We start from the raw sequence: 17305 nt of genomic DNA, 5'->3' as shown, positions 1-17305 counted from the left end.
CTGAGCCCGGCGGGCCGGCGGGTCGCGGCGCGGAGGGACCGGGTCGTCCGGGGGGCGCGGCCGAGCGCAACGGACCGGCGGACCGGGGCGGACCGGCCGCGAAGCCCGGGGCCGGTGACCGCGATGCCGGCGACCGCGGTGACCGCGGCGAGCGGGGTGGGCGCGAGCCGCGCGCCGGACCCGAGCGGGGCAACCGCGATGCGGCCGGTCCCGAGCGCGGCGGTCGCGGTCCGGCCGGCGAGCGGGGTGGCCGTGCCGGCGCCCGCGACCGCGGTGCCGTCCGCGGGGCAGTCGGCCGCCTCGACACCCGCCAGCGGACCGAGTTCCGCAGCTCGATCACGCGTCTGGGCGTCTCGCCGCTCCGGGACGTGGCCTTCGGTCTCGCGGTGGGCACGGCGATCCCGCGCTCGGTCAGCCTGCACCGGCTCCCGCCGGCGATCATTGAGCTGGTGCCGGAATACGAGGGCTACGACTTCATCCTGGTGCGCGACGACATCGTGATCATCGATCCCGACACCTACGAGATCGTGGACGTGATCCCGGCCTGAGCGGGCCGTCCCGACAAGGTCGGCGCGCCGGGCGGATCCTCTGCCCGGCGCGCTCTAGCGTCCGCCGTCCAGGAGCTTCGACACCACGCGCGCCGTGTAGTCGACCATCGGCACGATCCGCGCGTAGTTGAGCCGGGTCGGACCGATCACCCCGACGACACCCACGATCTTCTGCGAGCCGTCGCGGAACGGCGCCGCGATCAGCGAGGACCCCGACAGCGAGAACAGCTTGTTCTCCGACCCGATGAAGATCCGCACGCCCTCGCCGCCCTCGGCGCGGGACAGGAGATCGATCACGTCCTTCTGGGTCTCCAGGTCGTTGAACAGCAGGCGGATGCGTTCGAGGTCCTCGACTGCGCGCAGGTCGTCGAGCAGGTTGGCCTGACCGCGCACGATCAGCTGGCGCGCCTCCGTCGGGCCGACCGGGGTGGCCAGCCCGGCATCGACGAGGCGCTCGGTGATCGCGTCGAGTTCCCGCTTCATCGCCTTGCGGCCGGCCTCGATCTCGGCGCGCAACGTGCCCAGGGTGCGGCCCTGCAGCCGCGCGTTCAGGAAGTTGGTCGCCTCCTGGAGCGCGCCCGCCGGCAGGCCCGCCGGCAGGTCCACGAGGCGGTTCTCCACGGAGCCGTCATCCGAGACGAGGATGACGAGGGCGCGCGCCGGATCGAGGCGCACGAACTCGATGTGCTTCAGGTTGACGTTGGCCTTGGTGGTCAGGACGACCCCGGCGCCCCGGGAGACGCCCGACAGCATGGTCGACGCCTCGGCCAGGGCCGAGTCGAAGGTGTGGCCCGAGGCGGCGGCGCGCATCTGCGCCTCGATGCGCGCCTGCTCGTCCTGGCTGACGTCGCCGAGTTCGAGCATCGCGTCCACGAAGAAGCGCAGGCCGAGTTCGGTGGGCAGGCGGCCGGCGGACGTGTGCGGCGCGAAGATCAGGCCGGAATGCTCCAGATCCGCCATGACGTTGCGGATCGAGGCCGGCGACAGCGCCATCGGGAGGATGCGCGCGAGATTCCGTGAGCCGACCGGCTCGCCGGTCGTGAGGTAGCTCTCGACGATCTGCCGGAAGATCTCCCGGGCACGCTCGTTGAGGGCGGCGAGCGCCTGCATCGCTTGGCCGTTCGAGAAGTTGGGACTGGGGTTTGTCACGGGGTCATCCTGTGGTCCGATCATGTCCAACCGTCCCGCGCGGATCAATCCGTACGGCGATGCTTGCCCGCGGTGGCGCGGCGGCCTAAGAGCCCGGCCCTCGACACTCTCGACAGAAGGGGCCCGCGATGCGGCCTTCCAAGCGTGCCGCCGACGAGTTGCGGCCCGTGAGCCTGGAGCGCGCGGTCTCGCGCTACGCCGAGGGCTCCTGCCTCGTCAGCTTCGGCAACACCCGGGTGCTCTGCACCGCCTCGCTGGAAGAGCGCGCCCCCCCGTGGCTGCGCGGTTCCGGCAAGGGCTGGGTCACGGCCGAGTACGCCATGCTGCCGCGTGCGACGCACGAACGCACCCGCCGCGAGGTCGGTTCCGGGAAGCCGTCGGGGCGGACCCAGGAGATCCAGCGGCTGATCGGCCGGTCGCTGCGCGCCGTCACCAACCTCCCGGCCATGGGCGAGCGCCAGATCACGATCGATTGCGACGTGATCCAGGCCGACGGCGGCACCCGCACCGCCGCGATCACGGGCGCCTGGGTAGCGCTGCACGATTGCTTCGCCTGGATGCGGACCCGCTCGATCATCTCCGTCGACCCGCTGCGCGACCACGTCGCCGCCGTCTCGTGCGGCCTGTACAAGGGCATGCCGGTCCTCGACCTCGACTACGCCGAGGATTCGGCGGCCGAGACCGACGCCAACTTCGTGCTCACCGGGCGGGGCGGCATCGTCGAGGTGCAGGGCACCGCCGAGATGGAGCCCTTCACGCAGGAGCAGCTCATCGAACTCCTCGGCCTCGCCCGCGCCGGCACCGAGCGGCTGGTCGCCCTGCAGAAGGAGGCCATCGCGTGAGCCGCCGTCTCACCGGCAAGGTGGTGATCGCCACGCACAATGCCGGCAAGCTCGCCGAGATGCGCGACCTGCTCGCGCCCTTCGGGATCGAGGCGGTGTCGGCGGGCGAGCTCGGCCTGCCCGAGCCCGACGAGACCGGCACGATGTTCGCCGAGAACGCGGCGATCAAGGCGCGGGCGGCGGCCGACGCGACCGGGCTGCCGGCCTTCGCGGACGATTCCGGCCTGTGCGTCGACGCCCTCGACGGCGCGCCGGGCATCTTCTCGGCCCGCTGGGCCGGGCCGGCCAAGGACTTCACCGGCGCGATGGCGCGGATCTTCGCCGAACTCGACCGGCGCGGCGCCGCCGAGCGCCGGGCGCACTTCGTGTCCGCCCTCGTGCTGGCTTGGCCGGACGGGCACACCGAGCTGTTCGAGGGGCGGGTGTTCGGCGACCTCGTCGCCGCGAAGGGCTCCGCGGGCTTCGGCTACGATCCGATCTTCCGGCCCGACGGCCACGAGCGCACCTTCGGCGAGATGAGCGCCGAGGAGAAGCACGGGGTCGACTGGCAGAAGGGGCGGGGCCTGTCGCACCGGGCGCGGGCCTTCGTCGAGCTGAGCCGCGCCTGCCTCGCGCCCGGCGCCTGATTGCCAAACGGCGCGCGGGCGCTCACATGCCCGCCATCATGTCATCGACCGGCCCGGACCATCCGACCCGCGACGCGGGCTTCGGGATCTACCTGCACTGGCCCTTCTGCGCCGCCAAGTGCCCGTACTGCGACTTCAACAGCCACGTCCGCCGCGCGGGCGTGGACGAGCCGCGCTTCCTGGCGGCTTTCCGAGCCGAGATCGCCCACAGCGCCGCCCGCACGCCGGGCCGGACCGTGACCAGCATCTTCCTCGGCGGGGGCACGCCCTCGCTGATGCGGCCCGCGACCGTGGCCGGCCTGCTCGACGCGGTCGCGGCCCACTGGGCGGTCGCGCCGGACGCGGAAGTCACCCTCGAGGCCAACCCGTCGAGCGTCGAGGCCGGCCGGTTCCACGGCTACCGTGCTGCCGGGGTCAACCGGGTGTCGCTCGGCATCCAGGCCCTCGACGACGACGCGCTGAAGACGCTCGGGCGCCTGCACGACACGGCGCAGGCCCTGGACGCCATCGCCCTGGCGCAGTCCGCCTTCGCGCGGACCTCCTTCGACCTGATCTACGCCCGGCCCGGGCAGACGCCGGACCTGTGGCGGGCGGAGCTGAGCGACGCGCTCGCGCGGGCCGCGGAGCACCTCTCGCTCTACCAGTTGACCATCGAGCCCGGGACGCCGTTCCACGGGCTCGCCGCCGCCGGCAAGCTGGTGACGCCGGACGACGAGGTCGGCCGCGCCCTCTACGACGTCACCCAGGATCTATGCGCCAAGGCCGGCCTCCCGGCCTACGAGATCTCGAACCACGCGCGGCCCGGCGCGGAATCGCGGCACAACCTGCTCTACTGGCGCTACGGCGAGTATGCCGGGATCGGTCCGGGCGCCCACGGGCGGCTCGTGACGCCCGGCGGCCGGATCGGGACCGTCACGGAGCGGTCTCCCGAGGCGTGGCTCGCCCGCGTCGAGGCCGGGGGCCACGGGATCGTCGAGACCGAGAGCCTCTCGTCCGCCGACCAGGCCGACGAGTTCCTGGTGATGGGCCTGCGCCTGCGCGAGGGAATCGATCCCGACCGCTACGCGGCGCTCAAGGGCCGGCCGCTGAACGGCAACCGGATCGGCATGCTGATCGGCGATGGCCTGCTGGCGCGCCTGCCCGGCGGCCGCATCGCCGCCACGGCGCGGGGCGCGCCAGTGCTGAACGCCCTGGTCGCCGAGCTCGCCGCCTGATCAGATCGCGGGCTTCGCGAGGACCCGGGGCGCCGGGCTGACGGGCGTCGCGGCGTTGTTGCGGATCTCGTAGACCGCGAGGGACCGCTCGCTCTGACCGTCGGGCCGGAACCGGAACGTCCCGTCGACGCCGGCGAAGCCCAGACCGTTGGTCAGGGTGGTCTCGGCGAAGCGCTGCGAGCCGTAGCGCCGCGACAGGGCCGCGGCGAGCAGCACCGCGTCGTAGGCGAGCGAGGCCACCCGCGGCGGGACGGCGCCGAACCGGGCCTGGTAGCGCGCGCTGAAGTTCGAGAAGCCGACGCGGTCCGGCGCGGCGAAGCGGCCGCCCTGCAGGGCCGGCAGCGCGAACAGCGACGGCTCGTTCCAGAGGGCGGTGCCGAGGGGGCGCACCCGGGCCGGCGAGAAGCCCGCCTTCGTCAGCGCGGCCGCCACGGCGGGCATCGCGTCCGCGGTCTCGGGGATGAACAGCGCGTCGGCGATGGCGCCGGGCCCGCCGATCACCCGCGCCAGCCGCTCCACCGCCGGGCCGGGCGCGCCGGCCGGGTAGCGCTCCACGGCGGCGACGCGCGCGCCCTTCCGGGCGACGACCTCCCGGAACGCCGCCTCGACGGCGTTGCCGTAGGCGGTCTCGGGGATCAGCGCCGCGAAGGATCGTTTCCCGCCCGCGACCGCGTCCTCGACCACGCGGTCCACCTCCGGCTGCGGCAGGAAGCTCAGCAGGTAGACACCCGGGTTCGCCACGGTCGCGTCCGTCGAGAAGCCGATCACCGGCTTGCCGGCGGTCCTGGCGACGGCCGCGGCGGCCTGGACGCTGCCGGCGAAGAGCGGGCCGAGCACGATCTCGGCGCCCTGCCTCAGCGCCTCCTGGGTCGCCTCCCGGGCGCCGTCCGGGCTGCCCCGGTCGTCCTCGACGAGGAGCGTCAGGTCGGGCTGCTGGGCCTCGTCGTAGGCGAGCTGCGCCGCGTTGCGCATGGCGGCCCCCACGGTCGATCCCTGGCCGGTCAGCGGCATCACCAGGGCGACCTTCACCGATCCCGCGCCGATGCGACCGCCGCCCGCGGCCGGCATAGGCGCCGCCGCGGGCGCGGCGCCCGGCGCATCCGGCACCGCGGCCGGCGGTGACAGCTCGGCCTGCGGCCCGGTCGCGCGTCGCGCGAGGTCGCTGCCGACGCAACCGCCGAGCGAGAGCAGGATCGCGCAGAGCGCGGCGGTCTGGGCGGTGACACGCACGAGACGGTCCCGCGCGCTTGTCGGGCGCGCCATGGCGCGTACTCCTTCGGGCAGGCTCCGCAGCCTGACCGGCAGAATCTCAAATGTAAACGCGGCGGCGGGGACTTGCCCCCCGGCCACGCGGCCTCGCCGCGACGAGAGGCGACCAGTGTGGCAAGATCGCCGGCGATGACCCGCAGATTCGACGACCCGGGGCCCGCCGCCCCGACCCGAGCTCCGTCCCAGAAGCTCGCCCCCGACCGACCGCGCAGCACGACCTTCACGGCCTTCGGCCTCGCGAGCGAGACCGAGCCCCTGTCGCCCGGCCTGCACATCGTGGCGACGCCGATCGGGAACCTGCGCGACATCACCATCCGGGCGCTGGCGACCCTGGCGGCGGCCGACGCGGTCCTGGCCGAGGACACCCGCGTCACCCGGAACCTGCTGGCGCATTACGGGATCACGACGCCGCTGCTCGCCTATCACGAGCATTCCAACGACGCGGTGCGCGAGCGGATGGTGGCGCGGCTCACCGCCGGCGAGGCCCTGGCGCTGGTCTCGGATGCCGGGACGCCACTGGTCTCGGATCCCGGCTACAAGCTGGTCCAGGCCGCGATCGAGGCCGGGATCGCCATCACGCCCGTCCCGGGGCCGTCCGCGGTCATGACCGCGCTGGTCGCGGCCGGCCTGCCGACCGACCGCTTCTTCTTCGAGGGCTTCCTGCCGCAGAAGGCCGGAGCGCGGCGCAACCGCCTGGAGGCGCTGGTCCAGGTTCCCGGCACCCTGGTCCTGTTCGAGTCGCCCCATCGCCTGCCCGACATGCTGGCGGATTCCGCCGCGGTGCTGGGCCCGAACCGGCCGGCCGCCGTGACCCGCGAACTCACCAAGCTCTACGAAACCATCCGGCGCGATACGTTGGGCAGCCTGAGCGCGCGCTTCGCCCAGGAGGGACCGCCGAAGGGGGAGATCGTGGTGATCATCGGTGCGGCGACGGCGCCGGAGCGCAGCGCGGATACGGATGCCGCCCTCGACGCCCTGATCCTCGCGGCGCTGGAGCGGCACTCGATCAAGGATGCCGCCAGCCTCGTTTCCGACGAGACCGGGCAGCCGCGCCGCCTCGTCTACGCGCGGGCGCTGGCGCTGGCGCGGGACCAGAAATGAACGGCGCTTCGCCGGACCGGGCTGGCCGGCGCCGGGCCGCCTATCGGCTCGGCCACCGGGCCGAGTGGCTGGCGCTCGCCGCGCTGATGCTCAAGGGATACTGGCCGATCGGGCGGCGCGTCAGCGTCGCCGGCGGCGAGATCGACCTCGTCGTCCAGCGCTGGAACACCGTCGTCTTCGTGGAGGTGAAGGCTCGGGCCAAGCGCGACGACGCGCGTGAGGCGATCGACGCCGCCAAGAGGCGGCGCTTCTCCCGCGCGGTCCGCGCCTGGATCGGGCGGAATGCTTGGTGCGCCGGGGCGACCTTCCGGGCCGATGCCGTGTTCGTCGGATCCCGCGGCTGGCCCGCGCATGTCGAGCGGGCCTTCACCATCGAGGGGCTGTGACCGACGGGGGGATCCCGTGGGCGCGCGTTCTGCCGGCCTCAGGCGCGGGCTGCGCGGATCGCCCCGATCAGCGTGCGCTTCAGGTCGGCCTGGCTGAACGGCTTCTGCACGACCGGCCTGTCGCGGAACGGCTCGCGGATGCCGGCGCCGCCGTAGCCGGTCGAGAACACCAGCGGCAGGTCGCGCTTCGCGATCGCCTCGGCCACCGGGTAGATCGGCTCCCCCGCCACGTTCACGTCGAGAATGGCGACCTCGAACGCCTCCTGCGACGCCATCTCGAGCGCCGAGGACAGACGCGCGGCCGGCCCGACCACGGCACAGCCGAAATCGAGCAGCATGTCCTCCAGCAGCATCGAGATCGCGGCCTCGTCCTCGACGACGAGAACACGGACGCCGTTGAGGACGTCGTCGTTGGGGTCAGCAATCACGCCGGGCCGTCTTCCCTTCGAATGCCCCCGTCGCCGGGGATCTTGCCATGCGGCTGGTCAAGCCTTGCGCACCGCGTGAGCAGCGTCCGGACGGGTGAACGCGGCCCGAGGGTCAGCCCGCGAGACAACCTGAGGCGTCGCCCGTAATGCGCAATGTGTCAAGCATTCCCGGCCCGTTCCGGCACCCAGACCGGGCACTATGTTAACCGATGATACATTTTTGTGCTGACGGCTTCGCGAGGGCAGCCGGGGCATCCGCGGACGCCCGCTCAGTCGTCCTTGAAACTGACCTTGGCACCCCGTGTCACATGCGCGGCGAGGTCGCGGGCATTCCAGTTCGTCAGGCGGATGCAGCCGTGGGACTCGGTCTTCCCGACCTTCTCGGGCTCGGGCGTCCCGTGGATCCCGTAGCTGGGGATCGCCAAGTCGATCCAGACCAGTCCGACCGGGTTGTTGGGGCCCGACTGGATGGTGAATTTGTGCTGCGCCTTCACGCCCTTGAACGCGTATTTCGGGTTGTAGGTGTAGTCGGGGTCGAACGCGACGCCCTTCACCTTGGTCTCGCCGCTCGGGGCCGGCTTCTCCGCACTTCCGATCGACGCCGGATAGTAGGCCACGAGCTTGCCGTCGGCGCCGTAGGCGCGGACGTCGCGGCTCGTCTTGTCGACCTCGATGCGCTCGACCTTCGGCTCCTGGGGCAGGTCCTTCCCCTTCGGCTTGTCCGTGCCCATCGGGTCGACCGCCGCGACCGCGATCGTCGTGCCGGCCTTGTCGAGGGGCTTGCCGGGATTGAGCGCGCTGACGAGGTCGCGGCTCATGTGGAAGCGCTCGGCCAGCATCTCGCGCGGGTTGGTGTAACCCAGCGTCTTGAGCTCGGCCTGCGCCTCCATCTTGGGCGGGATCCGCTCGACGTAGGGGCCGGCGGCGTCGGCCTCGGTGAGCGTGTAATCCGTGACGGCCGGCTTGTCGCTGGTCGCCTGGAGCTTGTCCCAGACCTCGGGCGTCAGGTCCTCGCTGGCGGGCAAACCCTGCGCCACCGCGAAGGCCGACAGCGCGTGCCGGTAATTGTCGCCGTTCCGGCCATCGATCGCGCCGGGATAGAAATGCGCCCGGTCGAGCAGCACCTGAGCCTTGACGATCAGCGGGTCGGGCCTCTCCTCCGACGACTTGGACCGCCGCTTCTTCGCGTCAGGCTTCGCACCCTCGGTCTTGCCGGCGCCCGGCTGGTCCAGGGTCGCCGCGTTCACCGTCTCGGCGGTGAGTGCCGGCGGAGCCTTCTCGGCCTTCTGAGCCTTGCCGCTGCGCGCCGCCGCGCCGTGCGCGGCCAGACAACTGGCCAGGAGTGCCGCGCAGATCGGCCGCCAAGGTTTCGGGGTCATCGCCGTCGTCGTTCCGGGGAGCGGACGCGCTCCAGAGCCGAGAAATGCCGGACCTGCGGGAACGTTCCACACTGTTCTACTGGCACAGGCGATGGCCGGCGTTCCGCTCGCGCTCGTCGAGGTGGAAGTGGTTGGCGTGGGCGGCGTTCGAGCCCGGCCCGAGGACCGTGCGGAAGAAGCCGCACGCCTTGGCGCGCACCGCGCCGAGGAACTGTGCCTCCTCCGACCCCTCCGGCATGGCCTTCACGGGAATGCTCGCGCGCCCCGCGAACGCGAAGCCCATGATGTCGGCGGCGTTGGCGAAGGCGTGCTCGCTGAGCTTGGCGTCGACATCGTGGTTCTGCCCCCGGCAGACGTAGGATCCGCCGAGTTCGAGCGCGGTCAGCGAATGCTTCAGCGTCCGGTCGGCCTCGACCTGCACCTCCGTGACCCAGCGTGCCAGCGCCTCGGCAGTCCGGCAGGTCAGCGTGGCGCCCTGCGGGAGCGCCACCCCGTCGGCGAACTTCGTCACCTTGAGCGGCAACGGTGCGGTGCACTGGCCTTCGGAGATCGGCGGAAGCGGCTCGAAATCGACGCCGAGGCGCTTCAGGCGCGTCCGGCAGGCGGTATCGTCCGGAGGCGTCACCTTGAGCGCCAGGGCGGCCGCGCCCGACAGCTCCGGCGGCCGCTCGGGCGGTGCCGGAGGCGGCGACGGCAACTCGGGCTTGGCACCCTCTTTCCCGGTGTCCTTGCCGGTGTCCTTGCCGGTGTCCCTCCCTGCATCCTGCCCGGCGCCCGAAGGTTTCTCGCGGCCGGGATCCTTCGGCGGCTCCCGGACCGGCTCCTTGGTCGGCTCCGCGGGTGCCGGCTTCAGTTCCGGCGGGCGCGCGGGCGGTGTCGGCGGAGCCGGCTCCGCGGCGGGCGGCTTCAGCGCCTCCGGACGCTCCGGCGGCAGGGGCGGGGGCGTCGGCACCGTGGCCGTCGGCGCTTCGACGGCGCGGACCGGTGCGGCCGGGACGGCGAGCCCCGCGGCGAGGGCGCCGCCCGCGAGCAGCATCGCGGGTCGGAGGGTCGACAGGCAGCGTCCCGGCATGGGGCCTCGAAGCGTGGGCGTTGGCCTCTACAACGGGCGAGACGTCATTCGGATCGCCCGGACCCGGTTGACGGCCGCGCCGATCGGGCCACTGTCTTCCGGATCGCGCCGGCACACCCCATGTCGGCGCACCGGCAGCGCGAGCGAACGCGCGGCCGCGCGGATGTCGATTCGAGGACTGTATGTCGGACGCAGCTGATGCCGGGCTCCCGAGCCTGTCGCCGGACAATCCCTTCCGCGAAGGGCAGTGGAACACCCCGCACGGCCTGCCGCCTTTCGAGCGGATCCGGCCGGAGCACTACGGACCCGCGTTCGACGCCGCGCTCGCCGTGCACGATTCCGAGATCCGCGCCATCGCGGACCAGACCGCGCCGGCCACCTTCGGCAACACCGTCGCGGCGATGGAGCGGGCCGGCCTCGCCCTCGAGCGCGTCGCCGGCGTGTTCTACAACTTGACCGGCAGCCACACGAACCCGGAGCTGCAGGCCATCGAGCGGGAGATCGGCCCGAAGCTCGCGCGTCACGGCAGCGCCATCTACCTCAACCCCGAGCTCTGGGCCCGGATCTCGGCGATCGACGCCGAAGGACTGGATGCGGAGGAGCGCCGGGTCCTCGACCGGTATCGGATCCGCTTCCGGCGGTCGGGGGCCGATCTCGGGTCCGCCGACAAGGCCCGGATCGCCGAGATCGCCGCGCGCATGTCGGAACTCGGGACGACGTTCAGCCAGAACCTCCTGGCCGACGAGAGCAGCTTCGTCCTGCCGCTGCAGGGCGAGGAGGACCTGGCCGGGCTGCCGCCGTTCCTGCGGGCCGCGGCCGAGAGCGCCGCGAAGGAGCGCGGCCTCGACGGGCACGTCATCACCCTGTCCCGCTCGCTGATCGAGCCGTTCCTGGTCTGCTCGACCCGGCGCGACCTGCGCGAGCGCGCCTACGCGGCCTGGACGCGGCGCGGCGAGAACGGCGGCGCGACCGACAACCGCGCGATCATCGCGGAGATCATCCGCCTGCGCGCCGAGCGGGCGCGGCTCCTCGGCTTCGAGAGCTTCGCGCATTTCGCCCTCGACGACACGATGGCGGCGAGCCCGGACGCGGCGACCGGCCTGCTGCGGGACGTGTGGACCCCGGCCCGGGCGCGGGCGGCCGAGGAGCGCGACCGCCTACAGGCCACGATCCAGGCTGAGGGGCACAACTTCGCCCTCCAGGCGCACGATTGGCGGCACTACGCCGAGAAGGTGCGGCGCGCCGAGCATGACCTCGACGAGAGCGAGATCAAGGCGTACCTGCCCCTGGAGCGGATGATCCAGGCGGCGTTCGACACGGCCTCGCGTCTGTTCGGCCTGACCTTCACGGAACTCGCCGACGTGCCGCGCTACCATCCCGACGTCCGGGTCTGGCGGGTCGGCAATCCCGACGGGTCCGAGGTCGGCCTGTTCCTGGGCGACTACTTCGCCCGCGCCTCGAAGCGGTCCGGTGCCTGGATGAGCGCGTTCCGCTCGCAGGAGCGCCTGAACGGGACGGTCACGCCGATCATCGTCAACGTCATGAACTTCGCCAAGGCGCCCGACGGCGAGGCCACGCTGCTGTCCTTCGACGACGCGCGCACGCTGTTCCACGAGTTCGGCCACGCCCTGCACGGCCTGCTCTCGGACGTGACCTACCCGCTCCTGTCCGGGACGGCCGTGTCGCGGGACTTCGTCGAGCTGCCCTCGCAGCTCTACGAGCACTGGCTCGAGCAGCCGGAGGTGCTGCGCGCCCACGCGCGCCACCACCGCACCGGCGAGCCGATGCCCGACGCCCTGCTCAAGAAGCTGCTCGCCGCGCGGACCTTCAACCAGGGTTTCGCCACGGTGGAGTACACGTCCTCGGCGATCGTCGACATGACGCTGCACCTCTCGGCGGAGGGCGAGGGCGGCCTCGACGTGCCCGCTTTCGAGGCCGAGGCGCTGCGGCGGATCAGCATGCCGGCCGAGATCGGCATGCGGCACCGGACGCCGCACTTCGCCCACATCTTCTCGGGGGACGGCTACGCCGCCGGTTACTACAGCTACCTCTGGTCTGAGGTGCTGGACGCGGACGCCTTCGACGCGTTCCGCGAGGCCGGCGACATCTTCGATCCGGAGACGGCGAAGCGGCTGCGGACCTTCGTGTACGGGGCCGGCAACCTGCGCGACCCGCGCGAGGCCTACACGGCCTTCCGCGGGCGGATGCCGAGCATCGAGCCGCTCCTGAAGAAGCGGGGGCTCGCGGCCTGAGCGACGGGCGTACGGTAAGGGTTTCGTAAACAAACGTCCTTAACGAACGCTTGCAGCGCGACGCGGCGTGCGGAGTTCGGGGCGATGACGAAGATCGAAGCCAAGCAGGGCGTTTCCCAGGGCATCTCGCCGGCCGACCTGCTCAAGGCCGCGGTGACCGGCAAGAGCGACGCCGCGGCCGCCGCGATCGAGACCGCGGCCTCGCCCGCCGGCGGGACGTTCTCGCTGGCCGCGCTGTCGCGCCTCGATCCGAAGCGGTTCGCGGTCCCGGGGGCGACCCTGGCGCTCGGCGTCCTCCTGGGCGGGGGCGTGATGGCGCTCACCCGCCCCAACTCGGTCCGGCCCGACGCACTCGCGGCCCTCGAGACGACGATCGATGCCAACCGCACCGAGACCGTGCGCCTCGCGGCCGACATCGCGCAGCTCCACCGCGTGCTCGCCGAGCTGCGCGCCTCCACCGACGTGGCGCGGAAGGAGGCGGCGAGCCGCAGCACCGCCCTCGGCGAGCGCCTGGCGCAGGTCGACAAGGCTCTGAACGGAAAGATCACGGCCCTCGGCGAGCGGCTCGATCAGGCGGAGCGCGACCACAACACCCGCCTCAGCGGCCTCGCGGCGCAGCTCGACCGCCGCGCGGCCGCGGCTCCGGCCGCCGCCAAGGCGGAGCCGACCCAGACCGGGAGCATCGGGGAGCCCGCCCGCGCCGTCGAGGCGAAGCCCGAGGTCAAGGTCGCGGACGCCAAGGTCAGCGAGCCCAAGTCGAAGCCGGCCGCGGCCGACAAGCCGCCGGTGATCGAGGGCTGGGCCCTGCGGGACGTCTACGAGGGCACCGCGATCCTGGAGAACCGCCGGCGCCGCCTCGTCGAGGTCGCTCCGGGCGACGTCATCCCGGGCGTCGGCCGAGTCGAGGGCGTCGAGCGCCACGGGCGTGAATGGGTGGTGGTGACCCGTCAGGGTCTCGTCACGGCGCAGGCCTGGTAGGCGAGAGCGGCGCGTCTCAGCGGCCCGTGATCCCGGTCGGCGCCAGCTCGCGCGGCGCGATCGGGAAGCGCGGCTCGATCGTCATCGGATCGGCGAGGGCCGCGGCGCGCTCCGCCCGCCGGCGCCCGTGCCGCAGGGCCCGGGTCTGCGCCGCGCGGGTCGGGTGCAGGATGGCAGCGAGCAGGGACTGCCCTTCGAACTCGCTGTCCAGATTCTTGGCTTCGAAGACGGGCATGGCCGGCCTGCTTGAGTGCGGTGCCGGACACTGCCGAAGGCGTCGGTCCGGGCCACATCCCCAATAACGGGGATCGCGTGGACAGGTTCCGTCAAGCTTTCGCTCCGCAACCTCTTTTTTACTTTCGTCCAGGCGTCACCCGAATGCAGTGCGGCCGCGCACACCGGCCCGCGGTCAGACGAACTGGTTGAGCCCCGGGATCGAGCCGATGATCGGACCCATCGCGTCCTCGCCGACCTTCTCGCGGCCGAAGGCGAACAGCTCCTGGCCGAGGGGCTGCATCTGACCCATCGGCACGCCGGCGGCCATCAGCTTCTGGCCGAGCGCCATGACACCGCCGCCGCCCATCATGCCGCCGAGCATGCCCATCAGGCCGCCGCCGCCGCTCTCGCCGGCGTTCGACTCGGCGATCAGCGCCTCGGAGCCCGGCAGGGCCGCCAGCAGCTGGCCGACCTCGGCCGCGGGCCCCTCCTTCTGCAGGAAGGCCAGGATGTGCCCGATGGCGGTCTGAGCGGTCGCGGCGTCGAGCCCGGTGCGGGTGGTGACGCGGGCGAGCAGTTCTTCCATGGTGATGATCTCTTCGGAACGCTTCCAGACGTCCTTCGACTCTGAGGCGTCGGAAATCAAGCGCGCGGCATCGCTTCCCAGGAAAACTCACCGGTTACAGCGGGCACGGTGCCGCAGCGGGCAACCTCGCCAAGGACCGCCCCTTCCGGTAGACCCTCGGTCAGTCTTGAACCGTTCCAGGCCGCCGGGCCGGGCCATCCAGGGAGTTGCCGGACCATGCGGGTCGGCCTGTTCGTGCCGTGCTACGTCGACGCCTTCGAGCCCGAGGTCGGGATCGCCACCCTGGAGCTCCTCGAGCGCCTGGGCTGCACGGTCGAGTATCCGTTCGACCAGACCTGCTGCGGACAGCCCATGACCAACACCGGCTGCCACGCCGAGGCCGCGGCGACCGAGGCGCTGTTCGTCAAGAACTTCTCCGGCTTCGACTACGTCGTCGCCCCGTCGGGATCCTGCGTTCATCAAGTGCGCGAGCACCTGACGGCGATCCCGCAGACCGACGAGGTCCGCCACGTCCGCGCCAGCACCTACGAGCTGGTGGAGTTCCTGCACGACGTTCTGAAGGTCGAGGACCTGCCCTGGGCGAACTTCCCCCACAAGGTCGCCTATCACACCAACTGCAACGCCCTGCGGGGCATCCACCACGCGCGGCCGAGCGAGCTGGTGAAGCCCTACTACTCGAAGCCCCTCGACCTGCTGCGCCTCGTGAAGGGCGTCGAGCTCGTCGATCTCGCCCGGCCGGACGAGTGCTGCGGCTTCGGCGGCACCTTCTCGGTGTTCGAGCCCGCCGTCTCGGCCAAGATGGGCTACGACAAGGTCGCCGATCAGAACCGGGCCGGGGCCGAATACGTCGTCTCGGCGGATTCCTCCTGCCTGATGCACCAGAAGGGCTGCGCCGAGCGTCTGGGATTGCCGCTCAAATACATCCACATCGCGCAGGTGCTGAACGGAGCCGCCGCATGAGCGCCGAGGACCTCAACCCCCGCGAGCGCGAGGGCGTCATCCACCCCGAGGTGCGGGCCGGCCACGACGAGAGCGAGCGGGCGCCGGACGGCCGGCGACTCCAGCACGCGGAAGCCGCCTCGAAGCCGATCCGCGCCCCGCGGACGCGGGAGCCGCAGCCCCGCGGCGCGAAGATCCGGGGCGACCGTCCGATCAACCAGTCCGAGGCGGCCGAGCGCTTCCTCGCGGCGCCGCTGCACCAGGCCGCCCACGACGAGCGCCTGTGGGACCTGCGCAAGAAGCGCGACGCCTCCGCGCACGGCATCCCGGAATGGGAGGAGCTGCGCGAGCTCGCCTCGCAGATCAAGACCCACACGCTGAGCCACCTCGACCGGTATCTCGAGCAGTTCGAGGCGGCCGCGAAGGCCAACGGCGTCCACGTTCACTGGGCGAAGGACGGCGCCGATCACAATCGGATCGTGCTGGAGATCCTGCGGAGCCACGGCGCGAAGACGCTGGTGAAGTCGAAGTCGATGCTCACCGAGGAGTGCGGCTTCCGCCACCACATGGCGGCCAACGGCATCGAGGTCATCGAGACGGATCTCGGCGAGCGGATCCAGCAGCTCGACAACGAGGAGCCGAGCCACGTCGTGGCGCCGGCGGTCCACAAGACCCGGATGGACGTGGCCGAGGTCTTCGCCAAGACGCTCGGCACCGATCCGGACAACGACGACGCGCACTACCTCGCCGAGAGCCAGCGCGAGACCACCCGGCCCTACATCCTGAAGGCCGATGCCGGGATGACAGGCTGCAACTTCGCGATCGCCGAGACCGGCTCGGTCGTGACCTGCACGAACGAGGGCAACGCCGACCTGTCCGGCAACGTGCCGCCGCTGCAGATCCACTCCATCGGCATCGAGAAGATCATCCCGAAGGTCGAGCATCTCGGGGTGTTCATCCGCCTGCTGTCGCGCTCGGCGCTCGGCTCGCCGATCACCCAGTACACCTCGCATTTCCGCGCGCCCCGCAAGGGCACCGAGATGCACATGGTTCTGGTCGACAACGGCCGCTCCGAGCGCCTCGGCATGGAGGAGTTCTGGACCTCCCTGAAGTGCATCCGCTGCGGCGCCTGCATGAACACCTGCCCGGTCTACCGGCGCTCGGGCGGCCTCTCCTACGGGGCGACCTATTCGGGGCCGATCGGGCTGATCATCGATCCGACCTTCAACAAGCGGAAATACTCGACCCTGCCGTTCTCCTCGACGATGAACGGCTCGTGCACCAACGTCTGCCCGGTGAAGATCAACATCCACGAGCAGATCTTCGCGTGGCGGAAGGTGCTGGTCGAGGAGCACCGGATCCCGGCGCTCAAGCAGGGCATGATGAAGGCCGCGGGCGCCGTGCTCGCGCGCCCGGCCGCCTACCGGGCGGCGATCGGCGCGGCGGATTCGGCCCTGAAGGTCCTGCCGCGCTTCGCGGTCTACAACCCACTTAATACGTGGGGGAAGAAGCGCGAGATGCCCGACGCGCCGCGCCAGACCTTCCACGCCTGGTACAAGCAGAATCGCATGAAGGACACGGGTCGATGAGCGCCCGCGACGCGATCCTTGAGGGCATCCGCAGGAACCGGCCGGCCGGCGACTTCCCGCTGCCGGAGGTGCCGCTGTTCGCGCCGCTGGTCGGCGAGGATCTGGTCGCCGAGTTCGGCGAGCGGCTGAAGCGCATGGGCGGCCGCGTGGCCGAGCCCGGTGCCGGCGACGTCTTCGCGGGCGTGCGCGAGCGCCTCGACGCCGCCAAGGTGATCGCCTCGGCGGTCCCCGAACTGACCGGCAACCGCGACCTGCGGGGCGTGCGCGCCCCCCAGGAGGTCGAGGACGTGGACGTGGCGGTGGTCCGGGCGGTGTTCGGCATCGCCGAGACCGGCTCGGTGCTGTTCACGCAGGACCAGCTGATCGTCAACGCCGTCGCCTATCTCGCGCAGCACCTCGTCGTGCTGCTCGACCCGGCCGACATCGTGCCGAACGTGCAGGCGGCCTACCGCCGGCCGGAATTCGGCCGCTCGGCCTACGCGGTGCTCCATACCGGCCCGTCGGCCACCGCCGACATCGAGGGCGTCCTCATCCACGGCGCGCAGGGCGTGCGCTCGCTGACGGTGGTGCTGCTCCCGAGGGATGCCGCCGAGCGCGGCTGAGACCGGCTCCATCGCTCCAGCCGTCTTTGCCCGCGCAGCGAAGCAACCTAGGTACGCGCCGCCCTGGGTCGCTTCGCTGCGCTCGCGATGACGGCGGAGCCGTCGGCTGCGCGCGGCGCCCCTGTCGCG

The 17305-nt window shown here is 72.0% G+C and carries 18 protein-coding genes; 11 read left to right on the top strand and 7 right to left on the bottom strand.

The features are described from left to right. Nucleotides 1–548, top strand: a 548-nt coding sequence (locus ACLBXO_RS01495; RefSeq protein ID WP_447684262.1) for a DUF1236 domain-containing protein, incomplete at its 5' end; no start/stop codon positions are given. Between the two features lie 54 nt (nt 549–602). On the opposite strand, the gene hrcA is transcribed toward ACLBXO_RS01495, so the two are convergent. Then, entirely contained in the window at nt 603–1658 is a 1056-nt protein-coding gene (gene hrcA / locus ACLBXO_RS01490) for a heat-inducible transcriptional repressor HrcA (protein WP_020091867.1), read from the bottom strand. A 167-nt stretch (nt 1659–1825) separates the two neighbouring features. Here hrcA and rph point away from each other — a divergent pair, with 167 nt between their 5' ends. The 3 genes from rph to hemW are packed head-to-tail and all read left to right on the top strand — an operon-like array spanning nt 1826 to nt 4379. After that, the gene (rph, locus tag ACLBXO_RS01485; protein ID WP_447684261.1) at nt 1826–2539 is read left to right on the top strand and encodes a ribonuclease PH; all 714 of its coding nucleotides are present in this window, start codon (nt 1826–1828) and stop codon (nt 2537–2539) included. Continuing rightward, nucleotides 2536–3165 (top strand): RdgB/HAM1 family non-canonical purine NTP pyrophosphatase, encoded by a 630-nt coding sequence (gene rdgB / locus ACLBXO_RS01480; protein WP_331317802.1) that lies wholly within the window; start codon nt 2536–2538, stop codon nt 3163–3165. The genes rph and rdgB overlap by 4 nt, the downstream gene beginning before the upstream one ends. A 26-nt stretch (nt 3166–3191) precedes the next feature. Next, nucleotides 3192–4379, top strand: coding sequence for a radical SAM family heme chaperone HemW (gene hemW, locus ACLBXO_RS01475; protein WP_447684260.1), 1188 nt, complete (start codon nt 3192–3194; stop codon nt 4377–4379). Here hemW and ACLBXO_RS01470 read toward each other — a convergent pair whose 3' ends face one another. Continuing rightward, the gene (locus tag ACLBXO_RS01470) at nt 4380–5642 is read right to left on the bottom strand and encodes a penicillin-binding protein activator (protein ID WP_447684259.1); all 1263 of its coding nucleotides are present in this window, start codon (nt 5640–5642) and stop codon (nt 4380–4382) included. It abuts the gene before it with no gap. 135 nt (nt 5643–5777) lie between these two features. Here ACLBXO_RS01470 and rsmI point away from each other — a divergent pair, with 135 nt between their 5' ends. After that, on the top strand, nt 5778–6749 hold the full coding sequence (gene rsmI / locus ACLBXO_RS01465) for a 16S rRNA (cytidine(1402)-2'-O)-methyltransferase (RefSeq protein WP_447684258.1): 972 nt from the start codon (nt 5778–5780) through the stop codon (nt 6747–6749). After that, entirely contained in the window at nt 6746–7135 is a 390-nt protein-coding gene (locus ACLBXO_RS01460; RefSeq protein WP_331317808.1) for a YraN family protein, read from the top strand. The genes rsmI and ACLBXO_RS01460 overlap by 4 nt, the downstream gene beginning before the upstream one ends. A gap of 38 nt (nt 7136–7173) precedes the next feature. Here ACLBXO_RS01460 and ACLBXO_RS01455 read toward each other — a convergent pair whose 3' ends face one another. The 3 genes from ACLBXO_RS01455 to ACLBXO_RS01445 all read right to left on the bottom strand — a co-directional run bounded on the left by ACLBXO_RS01455 (nt 7174) and on the right by ACLBXO_RS01445 (nt 10014). Continuing rightward, nucleotides 7174–7563 carry a response regulator gene (locus tag ACLBXO_RS01455; protein WP_273558644.1) on the bottom strand — a complete coding sequence of 130 codons (390 nt, stop codon included), beginning with the start codon at nt 7561–7563 and terminating at the stop codon, nt 7174–7176. A 269-nt stretch (nt 7564–7832) separates the two neighbouring features. Beyond that, nucleotides 7833–8942, bottom strand: a complete 1110-nt coding sequence (locus ACLBXO_RS01450) for a L,D-transpeptidase family protein (RefSeq protein WP_447684257.1) — start codon at nt 8940–8942, stop codon at nt 7833–7835. 76 nt (nt 8943–9018) lie between these two features. After that, entirely contained in the window at nt 9019–10014 is a 996-nt protein-coding gene (locus ACLBXO_RS01445) for an extensin family protein (RefSeq protein ID WP_447684256.1), read from the bottom strand. Nucleotides 10015–10196: 182 nt separating this feature from the next. Between ACLBXO_RS01445 and ACLBXO_RS01440 the strand changes: the two genes are divergently transcribed. Together ACLBXO_RS01440 and ACLBXO_RS01435 are read left to right on the top strand one after the other, a co-directional pair. Next, complete coding sequence (locus ACLBXO_RS01440; RefSeq protein ID WP_447684255.1) at nt 10197–12266, top strand: M3 family metallopeptidase; 2070 nt, start codon at nt 10197–10199, stop codon at nt 12264–12266. 84 nt (nt 12267–12350) lie between these two features. After that, entirely contained in the window at nt 12351–13244 is an 894-nt protein-coding gene (locus ACLBXO_RS01435) for a hypothetical protein (RefSeq protein WP_447684254.1), read from the top strand. A gap of 16 nt (nt 13245–13260) precedes the next feature. Here the strand turns inward: ACLBXO_RS01435 and ACLBXO_RS01430 are convergent, their stop codons facing one another. Then, entirely contained in the window at nt 13261–13479 is a 219-nt protein-coding gene (locus ACLBXO_RS01430) for a hypothetical protein (protein WP_447684253.1), read from the bottom strand. A 174-nt stretch (nt 13480–13653) separates the two neighbouring features. Then, nucleotides 13654–14046: a DUF2267 domain-containing protein gene (locus ACLBXO_RS01425; RefSeq protein WP_012319882.1), complete on the bottom strand. Its 393-nt coding sequence runs from the start codon at nt 14044–14046 to the stop codon at nt 13654–13656. A gap of 216 nt (nt 14047–14262) precedes the next feature. Here ACLBXO_RS01425 and ACLBXO_RS01420 point away from each other — a divergent pair, with 216 nt between their 5' ends. From ACLBXO_RS01420 to ACLBXO_RS01410, 3 genes are read left to right on the top strand one after another with little or no spacing between them, the layout of a single operon-like run. Continuing rightward, nucleotides 14263–15006, top strand: a complete 744-nt coding sequence (locus ACLBXO_RS01420; RefSeq protein ID WP_331317817.1) for a (Fe-S)-binding protein — start codon at nt 14263–14265, stop codon at nt 15004–15006. Beyond that, entirely contained in the window at nt 15003–16574 is a 1572-nt protein-coding gene (locus ACLBXO_RS01415) for a lactate utilization protein B (RefSeq protein ID WP_447684252.1), read from the top strand. Before ACLBXO_RS01420 ends, ACLBXO_RS01415 begins: the two co-directional genes overlap by 4 nt. Beyond that, nucleotides 16571–17176, top strand: a complete 606-nt coding sequence (locus tag ACLBXO_RS01410; protein WP_447684251.1) for a LutC/YkgG family protein — start codon at nt 16571–16573, stop codon at nt 17174–17176. The genes ACLBXO_RS01415 and ACLBXO_RS01410 overlap by 4 nt, the downstream gene beginning before the upstream one ends. The last annotated feature ends 129 nt before the right edge of the window (nt 17177–17305 follow it).

This window comes from Methylobacterium sp. C33D (assembly GCF_053345825.1).
This window is presented reverse-complemented; position numbering and strand designations above follow the sequence as displayed.